The organism is Enterobacter sp. DC4, from assembly GCF_000568095.1.
Classification (GTDB): Bacteria; Pseudomonadota; Gammaproteobacteria; order Enterobacterales; family Enterobacteriaceae; genus Enterobacter; species Enterobacter pseudoroggenkampii.
In genome coordinates this window covers 275,010-289,438 of the sequence record NZ_AZUB01000002.1, presented here as the reverse complement: position 1 = coordinate 289,438, position 14,429 = coordinate 275,010, and the positions used below count along the sequence as shown (strand labels likewise).

Sequence of the window (14,429 nt, the reverse complement as noted above, 5' to 3'; positions counted from 1 at the left end):
TGACGGGCGCGGTCCTCACAAAGTGAAACAAACGGTAAACCAAACAGAAATAAAGATCCTCGCGCTATTAATCCCTTTTTATTGACTCTTTAGAATAAGGCTAGAAAAAAAAGAGGGGTCTTCACGTGTCTAATACGCACCTGCATAACGATGTTTTTTATCCGCATCGCACAAATATTATTTCCGAGCTGGTGAACGGTAAACGCGTACCGGGGCCAATCTGGCGGAAACGCGAATATCGCCTGAAGTTCCTTTTACGCTCGCTTCTTTTCTGGTCTTCTACCCATCGCATGCTGGAAGCCCTTTCTGGTCGCGACGATTTCGACAAACTGCTGGCCTCTCAAATTACATTGCCGAGCAAAACCCACCGGCAGTACCTGATGCGCGGCCTGACGGCTAACGATCGCGCCGACGCTATCGTTAGCCATTATTACTGGATTGATAGCCTGAAAGAGAGCGGCCTCGCCCAGGCCCTGACCAGCCCGCAGGAGCAACCCGTTGCGCAGTTCCATGCAAAAGACGGTGTTATCTATACGGTCAATGCGTCCTCTGCGGGGAAAGCCGAGCGCGAAGGCGAAAGCACGCTGTGGCTTCGCGACAACGATGATACGCTGCTGGCCAGCCTGACCTTTAGCGTCGCACGCAGCAACGGTCAGCAAGTCATGGTCATCGGCGGCCTTCAGGGACCTCGTCGCTGCGTATCGCGTGACGTCATTAAACAGGCCACCCGCGCCTGCCACGGCCTGTTCCCTAAGCGCGTGTTGATGGAAGTCCTCTTCCAGCTGGCCGTGCACTCCTCTGTCCGGGCGATTTTTGCTGTCAGCGATGAGGGACACGTTTTCCGCGCGTTGCGCTATCGCCTCAGCAAAGGCCGCCATTTCCACGCCAGCTATGATGAATTCTGGGCATCTCTGGACGGTAAAAAACTCTCCGCTTTCTGCTGGCAGCTGCCGCTGCAGATGTCACGCAAAACCCTTGAAGAGATCGCCAGTAAAAAACGCGCTGAATACCGCCGTCGCTTTGAGCTGCTTGATGAAATTGAGGCATCGGTTAAGTCGCACTTTTAGACCCCGTACCCACTTTGTTGAATTGCAATAGAAAATTAACAAGGCAGGCAAACGGGCTGAATTTAGCTATGCCGTATTGTGAATTACAAAAAAGTTCTTAAGGGATGCTCTGTATCGTAAAGGTAGTGTTCGAAAACGATTTCTTTTACGCCATAATTAACCTTTTATTATTCAAAGAGTTAAGCATTAAAAACCCGTCAAGTACGGGTTTTTAATGCTTACCAATACATCCATTCGGTCTGAATGTCGGTGTGCGCTGAGTTCCAAAATATTATCAAACTGAAGAACAAGCAGAGAGCTTTAATTCACTTACATGCTTTTGCATAAAGTTCATTAAATGCTTTGATCTGAGATCGAACTTCATCGACCAGAAATTTATCATCAGTCGCGTAAGCTATCGGTCGTCGTGAATACTTGAAGCCCAGAACCAAATGATATGGTTCGGCAGCAATAAAACGAGCACCTATATTTCGGCCTAGTTGAGTCTCACCAGAGAGAATGCCGCAAACATAGGGATGCCCTTCAGAATGATGTAATGACATTTCCGTAAAAGAAACTGGCTTGGTTGTATCTAAGTCGCTGTCACAGAGACCAATCATCATTTTCCTTGTTTGCTTATCTTCAAAATTTCTTGCAAGCTGCTCTTTGAACACATCGCAACTATCAGGATTTCCTGCCCCGCGCTTAAAGAATTCAATCACTGCAGGTTTTACAGCTTCAAAATTGTATTGTTCTTGAGCATCACTACTCTGGGCCACAGTTAAGAGTATAAACAGGAGTACATTCTTTGTTTTCATGGAAGCCATTCCCTAAAAATATCTCTTAACATATCGGCAGATTTTGGATTTACCCAACTTATTTTATCCAAATGTTCGAACCCCGCTCCGTGGAGAAAGAAAACCTGGACCGCTAACTCCTGACGGTCTTCCCCGGGCGTTCAAGAGATAAGGGATTCACCCGGGTTGAAATTCGGACCTAACTCGCCACCTTTCCATGAGAGCAGAAGCCTCGCGAACAGACCCTATGAAAAGGAGCGCGGAGAGGAGTTTGCTCAATGCTTACTCGGCCACAAAAATTTAACAATGACCCAAAAATACCTGGACGTACGCGGTGCAGATTATGTTATGGTTTAGACAGGATATGGAATATTCGAGTAATTTTCGGGGCATTTCGTGCAAAGACCGGAAAACCCTTGAGAAACAAATAGATAAAAAGAGACCGAATACGATTCCTGTATTCGGTCCAGGGAAATGGCTCTTGGGAGAGAGCCGTGCGCTAAAAGTTGGCATTAATGCAGGCTAAGTCGCCTTGCCTTTTAAGAATAGATGACGACGCCAGGTTTTCCAGTCCACAGCTAAAGCGGTCGGAAAAAAAGCGCCAGAGCATCATAAAATGTGAAAAACCGCAGTGCTTTCGCAAGCATCTGCGGTTTTTTATTGGAAACCTGAGCGTTAGCAGAGCTTGTCGGCACGCTCGATAAACGGCGCCAGACTCATCTTTTGTCCCGGATGCGCCGGGTCATCGATCTGAATAATGCTGATCGGCTGGCCGCTACTCTTGCCGCTGGCTACCTGCTGCTCTGCGGTATCATTTAACGGGTATTGCACCAGCGTGCTCGGGTTAATGGCATACAGCGCATGGCCCGGACGGCAGGTCAGCATCACCTCTTCGCGATTGAACGCCCATTTGTCCTTACCGACTTCAAAACGGCTGACGGTAATAACCTGCGGTGCGGCAAGCGCGCTCCCCGTGCAGGCCAGCAATATGAGAGAAAGTACTGTCTTTTTCATATGATATTTAACCTTGTCAGAAGGGTTCCCAGGTAGCGAACAGACTGACCGTTGCCAGTACCAGCGCGCCCAGCACCACTTCTGCCTGTGTCATCCTGATAAAAATCTGTTGTGCTCGCCCGGTCTCCGGACGAAACCGTGGCACCAGAAAATACCGATTTGCCAGCGCAATTACCACCATCAACGCCACCAGCGCACATTTGAACAACAAAAACTGCACGTAGCCAGCCTGCCAGGGTACATGGATGCCCAGTATCATGAGCGCATTTATCACGCCGGTGAGCAGCACGCCCGCAACGGCGTAATGCCCCACACGCGAGAAGCGCATCATGGTATAGATGGCGGCATTCTGCCAGCGTCCTTTCGACAGACGCATGCAGAACAACAGGGGCAGTAATCCGCCAAGCCAGGCTGCCGCGCAGATCAGGTGAAAAGCATAGTTAAGCCGCTGCAATGCCCCCATCGGACCGTCGTTCATCGCCGCGTGACCTACCCCAGCCAGCAGGATAAGCTGGCCCATGGCGAGCAGCAGCAGCCGCGACCCCTTCAGCGGCGCGAGCCATGCCGCACCGACCGTCATCACAGCAAGAATAATTTGCCACAGCCAGACGCCACCAAACTGTGTCCTCAGTACGCCGTACCAGACCTGCGGAGCAAATACATCTCCCCAGCCGTTACCCATCAGTCCGCCCTGAAGCATAAACATCAGGAGTGCAGCCGCCAGGCTCAACAAGGCCGCCACTTTCTGCTGCAGCTGGAAACGCCGGGACATCAGTCGCTGGAGAGAGGAAGGCGCAAACCAGACGCTGTAAAGCGCATTACCAAAAACCAGCATCAGCGCCCCAAAATGGATAAAGCGCAACCCGATATAACACAGCGCCAGCATGCTATTTCACGCTAAAGTGATAGCTGCCTTTGGTTTTATGACCGTCTACGGAGACGACATGCCAGTCCACCTGGTACGTCCCTGACGTCAGCGTTTGTTCCAACGGAACGGTGAGTTGCGCCTTGTTCTTTTCGTCTCGCGTAGCGGTACCCGTTTTGATGACCTGCTTTTGCACGTCCGTCACCACCACACCGCTAAATCCAGGTTCGATACCTTCCGAAAAATTCAGCGTCAGTGCCTGCGGTGCGGTCACTACGCTGTCTGCTGCCGGGATCTGCTGTGTAAGATGTGCATGTGCCAGCACGGAGGGCGTCATCATCGTTGAAGCCACAAAAACCAGTGCGCATACCGCGCGGGAGGTGGAGAAACCCATCGCAATCATTCCTTTTTGTTATGTCTGTATGCTAAAGAATAACGCTGTATAATAAGCGAGTCGAGGAACATCCTGCCTCCGCTTGTCATCGTCGTGCAATCGCGGTAACGTTGCCGCCGCAGAAAAAGGAGAAGGAAATGAAGATCAATCTGGCCGCCCTTCCGCAGGACGAGATGGATAAAGTAAATGTCGATCTCGCTGCCGCTGGCGTCGCGTTTAAAGAGCGTTACAACATGCCTGTCGTGGCTGAAGTCGTTGAACGGGAACAGCCCGCCCATCTGCGCGACTGGTTTCGCGAAAGATTAATCGCCCACCGTCTCGCCTCGGTTAACCTCTCCCGTTTACCGTACGAACCTAAAGTTAAATAAGCTTAACGAGTCGTTACACTTCCTTACGCGGAATCTGGCAGGATAAGAAAACCCTGATAAATTTAGGTGTATTCTTAAATCTCTGCGACTCAGTGTATAAGGAAGTCACGATGTCACATTGGAATATAGCGGCAGCTCAGTATGGCGGTCAGCACCAGAGTGTGAATGACCATGTTACGCACCACCTGCGCTTCATCGCCGAAGCAGCACGGCAGCGCTGTGATTTGCTGGTCTTCCCTGAACTCTCATTAACGGGCTCAGGCGCACCGACGTTACCTCCCCCACCCGATGACGCGCAGCTGGAACCGCTGCTTGACGCGGCACATTTTTACCGGATTACCGTGATTGCCGGGCTCCCCCTGGAACGGAATGGTCAACGCCAGAAAGGCCTCGCGCTCTTCACGCCCGCCCGTAACCGCATCCTGCGCTACCCGCAAGGTAGCGGTGCCAGCCTGGTGCCGGGGGATAAACACCTCAGCATTATTGATGCGCATGCTGATTCACCCAATCTCGATCCCAGAGCTTCGCTGTTTACCAGCAGTCAGTCCGTAGAGGATCACCGCTGGCGGCAGTCCATCAGTACCCTGCAGCGCTTCGCGCATAAGTATGCTATTGCGGTGCTGATGGCGAACGCCTGCGGCGGCAGTGCGCTGTGGGATGAAAAAGGCCAACTGATCGTGCGCGCGGATAAGGGCGAGCTTCTGGTGACCGGTACGCTCGGCGGAGAGGGTTGGCAAGGCGATGTCATTCCTTTAGGCTAGGCGTTTTAAGCTCAGGAGTGTTCAATGCTGCGCGTCATCGATACCGAAACTTGCGATCTTCAGGGCGGAATAGTGGAAGTGGCCTCTGTCGACGTGGTTGATGGTAAAATCGTCAACCCAATGAGCCATCTGGTGCGTCCCGACCGCCCCATCAGCCCTCAGGCGATGGCTATCCATCGCATTACCGAATCGATGGTAGCGGATAAGCCGTGGATCGAAGAGATCATTCCGCACTACTACGGTAGCCCGTGGTACGTCGCGCATAACGCCAGTTTTGACCGCCGGGTGTTACCTGAAATGCCGGGGGAATGGATTTGTACCATGAAGCTGGCTCGTCGACTGTGGCCGGGGATTAAATACAGCAATATGGCGCTGTATAAATCCCGCAAGCTCAGCGTCAGAACGCCTGAGGGACTGCACCATCACCGCGCCCTGTATGACTGCTATATCACCGCCGCGTTACTGATAGATATTATGAATATCTCTGGCTGGACGCCGGATGATATGGCGACCATCACCGGCCGTCCTGCACTTCTGACCACATTTACCTTTGGTAAATATCGCGGGAAGCCGGTGTCCGAGGTGGCGGATAAAGACCCGGGCTATTTGCGCTGGCTGTATAACAACCTCGACAGAATGAGCCCGGAACTGCGCTTAACGCTGAAACATTATCTGGGCGACGCTTAACGCTCTGCACGGCCTGGCAACGTGTCCTGCGCCAGGCCTATTAAAAAGGCATATTCCAGGGCAACTCCTTCGTAGGATTTAAATCGTCCCGATTTCCCGCCGTGACCGGAGTCCATATCGGTACACAGCAGCAGCAGGTTGTCATCGGTTTTCAGCTCCCGCAGTTTTGCCACCCATTTTGCCGGCTCCCAGTATTGCACCTGAGAATCATGCAGACCGGTGGTGACCAACATGTGGGGATAGGCTTTCGCTTCCACGTTATCGTACGGGCTGTACGTTTTCATATAGCGGTAGTACATCTCATCCTGCGGATTCCCCCACTCTTCAAACTCCCCTGTCGTAAGCGGGATGGATTCATCGAGCATGGTCGTCACCACATCGACAAACGGAACCTGCGCGACAATCCCCTTAAAGCGGTCGGGACGCTGGTTGATCGCCGCCCCCATCAGCATGCCGCCCGCGCTGCCGCCCATCCCAAAGCAAAGCTGCGGATCCCCGTAGCCCTGCTCAATCAGCGCATCGCAGACGTCGAGGTAGTCATTGAAGGTGTTTTTCTTTTTCAGGAATTTCCCGTCTTCATACCAGTGCTGCCCCAGCTCACCGCCACCGCGAATATGGGCGATGGCGAAGACAAAGCCGCGATCGAGCAGGCTTAACCGACTGCTGCTGAAATCGGCGTCCATGCTTGAGCCATACGAGCCGTAACCGTACACCAGGATCGGGTTTTTGCCTTTCTGGAAGTGGGCTTTGTGATAGACGAGCGAGACGGGGACCTCGACGCCATCCCGGGCGGTGACCCACAGGTGCTCGCTGCGGTAGTTTTCAGACTCAAACCCTTTGACCTCGGTCTGTTTAATCACCTGACGCTGCCCGGTATCCATATCCAGCTCAAACAGGGTGTCCGGCGTGGTCATCGATGAGTAACCGTATCGCAGCCGCGATGATTCGGGTTCAGGGTTGAAACCAATCCACGTCACATAGGCCGGGTCGTCGAACGCGATCCCCACCACTTCCCGCGTTTTACGGTTGATTTGCCGGATACTGGTCAGCCCGCGCTGACGCTCTTCCACCACCAGCCAGTCGGTAAACAGGGTGAACCCTTCAAGCATCACCTGATCCCGCGCGGGGATAAGCACCTCCCATTTGCGCTCATCGCGCACTTTTGTTTTATAGAGACCAAAGTTTTTGCCCTCGCGATTAGAGCGCAAATAAAAGCTGTGCTGGAAGTGATCCAGGCTGTACTCGTGATCCTTGCGGCGCGGCAGGAAACAGAGCGGCTGGGCGTCGGGAAGTTCGGCATCCAGCAGCAGAACTTCCGAGGTCGTCGCGCTGGCCAGGAAGATAATCACATAGTGGCGCGAGGAGGTTTTATGCAGGCTGACATAGAACGTTTCGTCTTTCTCTTCATAGACCAGCTCGTCGTCAGCGGAGTCTGTTCCCACGGTGTGTCGCCACACCTGATAAGGCAGCAGCGTCGAGGCGTGCTTTTTGACGTAGTAAACCGTCTCGGAATCATTCGCCCAGACAAAATCCGGGGAAACGTTTTCCAGCATTTCCGGATACCAGTTGCCGGTGTCCAGATTGCGAAAACGCAGGCCGTACTGGCGACGGGAGAGATAATCCTCCGCCAGCGCCATCACCGCGTTATCCGGCGAAATGGACATGCCGCCCAGAGTATAAAATTCGCTGTGGGCGGCGCGCTGGTTGGCATCCAGCAGAATATCCCACTCATCCCATTCGGCGCTTAATACCGACTGACGCTGGTAGATGGGATACTCATTGCCGGGCTCGTAAATATGGCGATAGCGATAGCCGTTTTTGGTCCAGGGCGCGGAGATATCACGCTGAGGAATACGCTGCACCATCTCATTCAGCAGTTGGTCCTGAAGCGTCTGCTGGCTGGACATGACCTTGCGGCCATAGTCGTTTTCCTCGTGCAGGTAGTCGAGTACCTCTGGCCGGGAGCGCGAATCGTCCCGCAGCCAGTAATAGTTGTCTATGCGCGTATCGCCATGCGTGGTGATCGCATAAGGAGTACGTCGGGCTTTCGGTGGCATGTCATCATTCTTTTAAGTTTTACACCCTATAAGGTTGGCAAAACCCACGCATGATGCAAGCGAAACAGCGTCGCGACGGCGGAGGCTATCCCTGTAACGCCTGTTTTTGTTCGCGGATATCCCGCTCAATGCCCTCGCGCACGTCCTGAGGGATCTTTAACGCATCGCCCAGGGCGTTAAGGTAGCTCCGCTCCATAAAATGGTCGATATCGATGGCGGCACAGCTGAGGAAATAGAGCTCCAGCGCCTCTTCCTCATTTTTCACACTTTGCGCAAGACGCTGCGGCTCGAGCGGCTGTTCGATGGCCTGCGCCACCAGCGCTCTTCCCTTCTCTTCAACGCCGGCTTCGCGCAGTTGCTGCTCGATCGCCGATCGTTCTTTGTCGTCAATATGCCCGTCACTTTTCGCGGCAAAAACCAGCGCAAGAATGAGCCGTTCGGTACGCAGATCCAGCGGCGAGGTGTGCTCGCCATAATGCGGTTCATCGCAGTGCGCGGTCCGTACCCGGTCCTTGTACTTATTCCACAGCACGGTGCCCGCGATGGCGCCGCCGCCGGCCAGCAGCGCGCCTGTCCCGTACTTTGCCAGCAGCTTGCGCGAGGATTTATTCGCGACCAGCAGGCCAGCCAGCCCGCCGAGCGCCCCGGGTACCAGCAGTTTACTGAGGTCCCGCTCGCCGGAAGACGATGTTTTCTGCCCTAACAGGGATTGCAATTGATTTAGCCAGCCAGACATGGTTTCCCTCACTTAACGGTGAACATGTTCCACAGCGTAAGCGAGCGGGCGTCAGGAAATGTCTGGTCGGGCTAAAGAAGCGCAAATTTCTGCCCTCGCGTTTATCCCTGCGCAAGACAGACGCAAACGTTTTCGTTTATACTGCGCGCAACTTTTTTAGGGGGATTGTTATGATTCGTTTAGGAACTGCGCTGCGACCTGCGGCGACGCGAGTGATGCTGTTGGGATCGGGCGAGCTGGGAAAAGAGGTCGCCATTGAGTGCCAACGTTTAGGTGTGGAAGTCATCGCCGTAGACCGTTACGCCGACGCACCCGCCATGCACGTCGCCCATCGTTCTTATGTGATTAACATGCTGGATGGCGATGCCCTTCGCGAACTGATTACGCGCGAGAAGCCCGATTTCGTTGTACCGGAAATTGAAGCGATTGCCACCGATACGCTGATCGCCCTGGAGCAGGAAGGCCAGCGCGTGCTGCCCTGTGCGAAAGCCGCAAAGCTGACCATGAACCGCGAAGGCATTCGTCGCCTGGCGGCAGAAGAGCTGGGATTGCCCACCTCGAGCTACCGTTTTGCGGGCGATAAGGCCGCGTTCCTGCAGGCCGTAGAGGAGATTGGCTACCCGTGCATCGTTAAGCCGGTGATGAGCTCTTCCGGTAAAGGACAGAGCTTCATTCGCGACAGCAGCACGCTCGATAAGGCGTGGGATTACGCCCAACAGGGTGGCCGCGCCGGCGCCGGTCGCGTCATCGTTGAAGGCGTCGTGAAGTTTGATTTCGAGATCACCCTGCTGACCGTCAGCGCCGTTGACGGCGTCCATTTCTGCGATCCGATTGGCCACCGTCAGGAAGATGGCGATTACCGCGAATCCTGGCAGCCGCAGCAGATGAGCGCCCTGGCGCTGGAGCGTGCGCAGGCGATCGCCCGTAAAACCGTCCTCGCGCTGGGCGGCTATGGCCTGTTCGGCGTAGAGCTGTTTGTGTGCGGCGACGAGGTGATTTTCAGCGAAGTATCCCCTCGCCCGCATGACACCGGCATGGTCACGCTGATTTCGCAGGATCTTTCCGAGTTCGCCCTGCACGTGCGCGCCTTCCTCGGCCTGCCCGTCGGCGGTATCCGTCAGTACGGCCCGGCCGCCTCGGCGGTCATCCTGCCGCAGTTAACCAGCCAGAACGTTACGTTTGATAACGTCGACGCGGCAGTGGGTGCCGGGTTGCAGGTACGTTTGTTCGGCAAGCCGGAGATCGACGGTACCCGTCGTCTTGGCGTGGCATTAGCCACCGGGGATAACGTTGACGACGCCGTGGCGAGAGCGAAAGCAGCCGCAGCAAGCGTTAAGGTAACGGGATAAAAAAAACGGGCCGAAAGGCCCGTTTTTCATGCGGCGAATGGCTTACTGCTTCGCGCCTTCCACCGCTTCGCGAGCCAGTTTTGTGATGCGATCCCAGTCGCCCGCTTCCAGCGCATCCGCCGGAACCAGCCATGAGCCACCGATGCACAGCACGCTTTTCAGCGCCAGGTAGTCACGGTAGTTGGCAGGAGAGATACCCCCCGTCGGGCAGAAGCGTACCTGAGAGAAGGGACCCGCAATCGCCTGCAGCGCTTTAGTGCCGCCGTTTGCTTCCGCCGGGAAGAATTTGAACTCTTTCAGACCGTAGTCCATGCCCAGCATCAGTTCAGAGACGGTGCTGATGCCCGGGATCAGCGGAATAGTGCCTTCGGTCGCGGCTTTCAGCAGCGACTCGGTCAGGCCCGGGCTGATGGCAAACTGCGCGCCCGCTTCGGTCACTTCAGCCAGCTGTTTTACGTTCGTCACGGTACCCGCACCGATGATGGCGTCCGGCACTTCTTTAGCAATCGCGCGAATGGCATCCATCGCGCAGGCGGTGCGCAGGGTCACTTCCAGAACGCGAACGCCGCCCGCAACCAGCGCTTTCGCCATAGGTACAGCGTGCTCCAGCTTGTTTACCACGATAACCGGCACGACAGGGCCAGTGGTCAGGATTGCTTCTGCACTTGTTTTCCAGTTTTTCATCAGAGTTTTCTCTCGCCAGATCGTTAAAATCAAGTCGTCTTAAAACGTAATACAGGTTGCGCCCTGCTCCGCACCGGAGAGCTTCTCACGCAGCGCGCTGAACATTTCGCGTCCGGTCCCCACGCGCGATGCGCTCAGGTCAGGAATATGGGGTTGACGTGCCGCCAGCTCGGCGTCATCCACCAGCAGGGTTAACTCGCCTGTCTGACCGTTCACGCGGATCATGTCACCGTCACGCACTTTCGCCAGCAACCCGCCGTCGTAGGCTTCAGGCGTCACGTGGATGGCTGAAGGCACTTTACCGGATGCTCCGGAGAGGCGTCCATCGGTTACTAACGCAATTTTGAAACGGCGGTCCAATAATACACCAAGTGGTGGCATAAGTTTATGTAATTCTGGCATCCCGTTAGCTTTAGGCCCCTGATGACGCACCACCACCACGCAATCTTTGTCGAGCAGACCGGCGTCAAAGGCGGGTAATACGTCGTGCTGGCTTTCAAACACCACCGCCGGCGCTTCGATAATCTGGTTCTCTTCCGGGACGGCAGAGGTCTTCATTACCGCACGACCGAGGTTGCCGCTCAGCACTTTGGTGCCGCCGTGTGGAGAAAACGGTTTGTCGATGGTGGCGATCACCTGCGCATCAAGAGACGCACTCGCCCCGTCGCGCCAGTCCAGCTCGCCGTTGTTCAGCCACGGCTCCTGGGTGTAACGCTGCAGGCCAAAGCCTGCCACGGTATTTACGTCTTCATGCAGCAGTCCGCCTTTCAGCAGCTCGCGCATCAGCAGCGGTACGCCGCCTGCGGCCTGGAAGTGGTTAATATCCGCCGGACCGTTCGGGTACAGGCGTGCCATCAGCGGCACCACGGAAGAGATCTCGGAGAAGTCATCCCAGTTAATGAGAATGCCCGCCGCACGCGCCATGGCCACCAGGTGCATGGTGTGGTTGGTTGACCCCCCGGTTGCCAGCAGCGCGACAATCCCGTTGACGATGACTTTTTCGTCGACCATTTTGCCCATCGGCATCCATTCGTTGCCGTTGCCGGTCAGACGCGTAACCTGACGGGCCGCGGCCTCGGTCAGCGCCTTGCGCAGCGGCGCATCCGGCTGGATAAAGGACGAGCCCGGAAGCTGCATCCCCATAAATTCCACCACCATCTGGTTCGTGTTAGCCGTACCGTAGAACGTACAGGTCCCCGGCGCATGATAGGACGCGGCTTCCGCCTCCAGCAGCGCCTGACGATCTGCTTTCCCTTCCGCGTACAGCTGGCGGATGCGCACTTTTTCTTTGTTCGGCAGACCGCTCGCCATTGGGCCTGACGGCACGAAGATCGCAGGCAGATGCCCAAACGACAGCGCCGCCATTACCAGGCCCGGGACAATCTTGTCACACACGCCGAGATACAGCGCGCCATCAAACATGTTGTGCGACAGGCCAACCGCCGCGGACATAGCAATCACTTCGCGGCTCAGCAGGGAGAGCTCCATACCGTCCTGGCCCTGCGTCACGCCGTCGCACATGGCGGGTACCCCACCCGCCACCTGGCCGACCGCATTCACGCTGTGCAGCGCTTTACGGATGATATCCGGGTAAACCTCATAGGGCTGGTGCGCGGAGAGCATATCGTTATAGGAGGTAATGATGGCGATATTGTTACGCAACATGCTTTTCAGCGACGCTTTATCATCAGGCTGGCAGGCGGCGAAACCGTGCGCCAGGTTACCGCAGGCCAGTTGAGATCGGTGGACGGTGTTGCTCTTTGCCTGTTCAATCCGGGAGAGGTAGGCCGAGCGGGTCTCTTTCGAGCGCTCAATAATGCGTTGTGTTACGCGTAACAATGTCGGATTCATAAAAGCTCCTCTAATTTATCTGTCCGGGCTCGGAAGTTTACAAAGTCGCTGGCAGTTGTTAACAACGCTGAAACGCTTGCTGTCCGGAGCTCAGGGGCAAAATCACTTCCGGCAGTGTAATAAAAAAAGCTCCGCGGGTGAATCCACGCGGAGCTTAAAAGTTGAAAATTGTGCCACTAGCTGAGTTAGATCATGTTACCGGTAAAATAACACTTTCGGGCTAGCGGATTATCTTACTCAAACTCGTTCCAGGAGCGGCCATCGCGGGTGATCATCGCCACCGACGCGACCGGTCCCCAGGTGCCCGCCTGATACGGTTTTGGCGCATCCTGGTCGGCAGCCCAGGCTTCGGTGATGGAGTCGACCCATTTCCACGCCTCTTCCACTTCATCGCGGCGCACGAACAACGCCTGGATACCGCGCATGGTTTCCAGCAGCAGACGCTCGTAAGCATCGGCCAGGTGCGTCTGGTTAAAGGTTTCAGAGTAGCTCAGATCCAGCTTGGTGGTTTGCAGATTGTGTTTATGATCCAGGCCCGGCACTTTGTTCAGGATCTGGATATCCACGCCCTCGTCCGGCTGCAGACGAATGGTCAGTTTGTTCTGCGGCAGCTCCTGCCAGGACTCTTTGAACAGGTTCAGTTCCGGGTTTTTGAAGTAAACAACCACTTCGGAACATTTGGCCGGCAGACGTTTACCGGTGCGCAGGTAGAACGGAACACCCGCCCAACGCCAGTCGTCGATATCCACGCGGATCGCCACGAACGTCTCGGTATTGCTGGACTTGTTCGCGCCCTCTTCTTCCAGATAGCCAGGCACTTTTTTGCCTTGCGCAAACCCGGCGGTGTACTGACCACGAACGGTCTTCTCACGCACGTTGGAGCGGTCGATGCGGCGCAGTGACTTCAGCACTTTCACTTTCGCGTCACGGATGCTGTCCGCCGTCAGGTCAGACGGTGGAGACATGGCAATCATGCACAGGATCTGCAGCAGGTGGTTCTGGATCATGTCGCGCATCTGACCGGCCTGGTCAAAGTAACCCCAGCGACCTTCAATCCCCACCTCTTCCGCCACGGTGATTTCCACGTGGTCGATAGTGCGGTTATCCCAGTTATTTACAAACAGGGAGTTAGCAAAACGCAGCGCCAGCAGGTTCAGTACCGTCTCTTTACCGAGATAGTGGTCGATACGGTAGACCTGACACTCTTCAAAGAACTCGCCCACCTGGTCGTTGATTTCACGCGAGGTTGCCAGCGAGGTACCCAGCGGCTTCTCCATCACGACGCGCGCCGGTTTGGCGTTCAGTTTGGCTTCGCCCAGACCTTTGCAGATGGCGCCGAAGGTGCTTGGCGGCATGGCGAAATAGTTAATGGTGACACGGTTTTTCTGATCCAGCATCGCGCCTAAGCGGGTAAACGCGCTGACGTCATTGACGTCCAGGTTGCAGAAATCGAGACGTCCGCTCAGGGTATCCCACAAACTTTCATCAATTTTTTCCTTCATGAAAGTTTCGAGCGCCTCGCGGACGACTTTGGTATAAGCGTCCTTGTCCCAGTCGGCGCGCCCTACACCCAGGATACGGGTATCCGGATGAATTTGACCCGCTTTCTCCAGTTGATACAGGGAAGGCAGCAATTTTCGGCGTGCAAGGTCGCCTTTCGCGCCGAAAATGACCAGGTCACATGCCTGGGCTGTTTGCGTTACCGCCATGTCATTCTCCTCAGTTGGATCACCTGGTACTTCTGCCAGGTATCGTTGTAATTTTATTACAATGCACTGTACTGCTTTTACGTCATTCCCGAAACCATTAGCGCTTATCGT

At 55.2% G+C, this 14,429-nt stretch carries 14 protein-coding genes; 5 read left to right on the top strand and 9 right to left on the bottom strand.

Going from position 1 to position 14,429, the window contains the following annotated elements:
* Positions 1-125: 125 nt before the first annotated feature.
* Positions 126-1,067 (top strand): VirK/YbjX family protein, encoded by a 942-nt coding sequence (locus P349_RS16855; RefSeq protein WP_032647766.1) that lies wholly within the window; start codon positions 126-128, stop codon positions 1,065-1,067.
* Between the two features lie 305 nt (positions 1,068-1,372).
* On the opposite strand, the gene P349_RS16860 is transcribed toward P349_RS16855, so the two are convergent.
* The 4 genes from P349_RS16860 to yobA all read right to left on the bottom strand — a co-directional run bounded on the left by P349_RS16860 (position 1,373) and on the right by yobA (position 4,116).
* On the bottom strand, positions 1,373-1,864 hold the full coding sequence (locus P349_RS16860) for a hypothetical protein (protein WP_032647767.1): 492 nt from the start codon (positions 1,862-1,864) through the stop codon (positions 1,373-1,375).
* 654 nt (positions 1,865-2,518) lie between these two features.
* Positions 2,519-2,857 (bottom strand): YebY family protein, encoded by a 339-nt coding sequence (locus tag P349_RS16865; RefSeq protein ID WP_024909705.1) that lies wholly within the window; start codon positions 2,855-2,857, stop codon positions 2,519-2,521.
* Positions 2,858-2,873: 16 nt separating this feature from the next.
* Positions 2,874-3,743: a copper homeostasis membrane protein CopD gene (gene copD / locus P349_RS16870; protein ID WP_032647769.1), complete on the bottom strand. Its 870-nt coding sequence runs from the start codon at positions 3,741-3,743 to the stop codon at positions 2,874-2,876.
* Between the two features lies 1 nt (position 3,744).
* Positions 3,745-4,116, bottom strand: a complete 372-nt coding sequence (gene yobA, locus P349_RS16875) for a CopC domain-containing protein YobA (protein ID WP_032647771.1) — start codon at positions 4,114-4,116, stop codon at positions 3,745-3,747.
* Positions 4,117-4,253: 137 nt separating this feature from the next.
* Here yobA and P349_RS16880 point away from each other — a divergent pair, with 137 nt between their 5' ends.
* The 3 genes from P349_RS16880 to exoX all read left to right on the top strand — a co-directional run bounded on the left by P349_RS16880 (position 4,254) and on the right by exoX (position 5,932).
* On the top strand, positions 4,254-4,484 hold the full coding sequence (locus P349_RS16880) for a DNA polymerase III subunit theta (RefSeq protein WP_008500465.1): 231 nt from the start codon (positions 4,254-4,256) through the stop codon (positions 4,482-4,484).
* A 110-nt stretch (positions 4,485-4,594) separates the two neighbouring features.
* A complete protein-coding gene (locus tag P349_RS16885) occupies positions 4,595-5,245 on the top strand; it encodes a carbon-nitrogen hydrolase family protein (protein ID WP_032647774.1) in 651 nt (216 codons plus the stop codon).
* A gap of 24 nt (positions 5,246-5,269) precedes the next feature.
* Positions 5,270-5,932, top strand: a complete 663-nt coding sequence (gene exoX, locus P349_RS16890; RefSeq protein WP_010432611.1) for an exodeoxyribonuclease X — start codon at positions 5,270-5,272, stop codon at positions 5,930-5,932.
* Here exoX and ptrB read toward each other — a convergent pair.
* Positions 5,929-7,989 carry an oligopeptidase B gene (ptrB, locus tag P349_RS16895; protein WP_032647775.1) on the bottom strand — a complete coding sequence of 687 codons (2,061 nt, stop codon included), beginning with the start codon at positions 7,987-7,989 and terminating at the stop codon, positions 5,929-5,931. The two genes, exoX and ptrB, sit on opposite strands and share 4 nt — an antisense overlap.
* An 85-nt stretch (positions 7,990-8,074) precedes the next feature.
* Positions 8,075-8,725 carry a tellurite resistance TerB family protein gene (locus tag P349_RS16900; RefSeq protein WP_032647778.1) on the bottom strand — a complete coding sequence of 217 codons (651 nt, stop codon included), beginning with the start codon at positions 8,723-8,725 and terminating at the stop codon, positions 8,075-8,077.
* A gap of 170 nt (positions 8,726-8,895) precedes the next feature.
* On the opposite strand from P349_RS16900, the gene purT reads away from it, so the two are divergent.
* On the top strand, positions 8,896-10,074 hold the full coding sequence (purT, locus tag P349_RS16905; protein WP_032647780.1) for a formate-dependent phosphoribosylglycinamide formyltransferase: 1,179 nt from the start codon (positions 8,896-8,898) through the stop codon (positions 10,072-10,074).
* A 42-nt stretch (positions 10,075-10,116) separates the two neighbouring features.
* Here the strand turns inward: purT and kdgA are convergent, their stop codons facing one another.
* The 3 genes from kdgA to zwf all read right to left on the bottom strand — a co-directional run bounded on the left by kdgA (position 10,117) and on the right by zwf (position 14,318).
* The gene (gene kdgA, locus P349_RS16910; protein ID WP_024909698.1) at positions 10,117-10,758 is read right to left on the bottom strand and encodes a bifunctional 4-hydroxy-2-oxoglutarate aldolase/2-dehydro-3-deoxy-phosphogluconate aldolase; all 642 of its coding nucleotides are present in this window, start codon (positions 10,756-10,758) and stop codon (positions 10,117-10,119) included.
* Positions 10,759-10,797: 39 nt separating this feature from the next.
* Positions 10,798-12,609, bottom strand: coding sequence for a phosphogluconate dehydratase (edd, locus tag P349_RS16915; RefSeq protein ID WP_032647781.1), 1,812 nt, complete (start codon positions 12,607-12,609; stop codon positions 10,798-10,800).
* Between the two features lie 233 nt (positions 12,610-12,842).
* A complete protein-coding gene (gene zwf, locus P349_RS16920; RefSeq protein ID WP_023312228.1) occupies positions 12,843-14,318 on the bottom strand; it encodes a glucose-6-phosphate dehydrogenase in 1,476 nt (491 codons plus the stop codon).
* Positions 14,319-14,429: the final 111 nt, after the last annotated feature.

Bases quoted from the DNA above. Each gene is read 5' to 3' on its own strand.
- P349_RS16860 (WP_032647767.1), bottom strand. From the start codon at position 1,864: ATGAAAACAAAGAATGTACTCCTGTTTATACTCTTAACTGTGGCCCAG.
- P349_RS16865 (WP_024909705.1), bottom strand. From the start codon at position 2,857: ATGAAAAAGACAGTACTTTCTCTCATATTGCTGGCCTGCACGGGGAGC.
- copD (WP_032647769.1), bottom strand. From the start codon at position 3,743: ATGCTGGCGCTGTGTTATATCGGGTTGCGCTTTATCCATTTTGGGGCG.
- yobA (WP_032647771.1), bottom strand. From the start codon at position 4,116: ATGGGTTTCTCCACCTCCCGCGCGGTATGCGCACTGGTTTTTGTGGCT.
- P349_RS16880 (WP_008500465.1), top strand. From the start codon at position 4,254: ATGAAGATCAATCTGGCCGCCCTTCCGCAGGACGAGATGGATAAAGTA.
- P349_RS16885 (WP_032647774.1), top strand. From the start codon at position 4,595: ATGTCACATTGGAATATAGCGGCAGCTCAGTATGGCGGTCAGCACCAG.
- exoX (WP_010432611.1), top strand. From the start codon at position 5,270: ATGCTGCGCGTCATCGATACCGAAACTTGCGATCTTCAGGGCGGAATA.
- ptrB (WP_032647775.1), bottom strand. From the start codon at position 7,989: ATGCCACCGAAAGCCCGACGTACTCCTTATGCGATCACCACGCATGGC.
- P349_RS16900 (WP_032647778.1), bottom strand. From the start codon at position 8,725: ATGTCTGGCTGGCTAAATCAATTGCAATCCCTGTTAGGGCAGAAAACA.
- purT (WP_032647780.1), top strand. From the start codon at position 8,896: ATGATTCGTTTAGGAACTGCGCTGCGACCTGCGGCGACGCGAGTGATG.
- kdgA (WP_024909698.1), bottom strand. From the start codon at position 10,758: ATGAAAAACTGGAAAACAAGTGCAGAAGCAATCCTGACCACTGGCCCT.
- edd (WP_032647781.1), bottom strand. From the start codon at position 12,609: ATGAATCCGACATTGTTACGCGTAACACAACGCATTATTGAGCGCTCG.
- zwf (WP_023312228.1), bottom strand. From the start codon at position 14,318: ATGGCGGTAACGCAAACAGCCCAGGCATGTGACCTGGTCATTTTCGGC.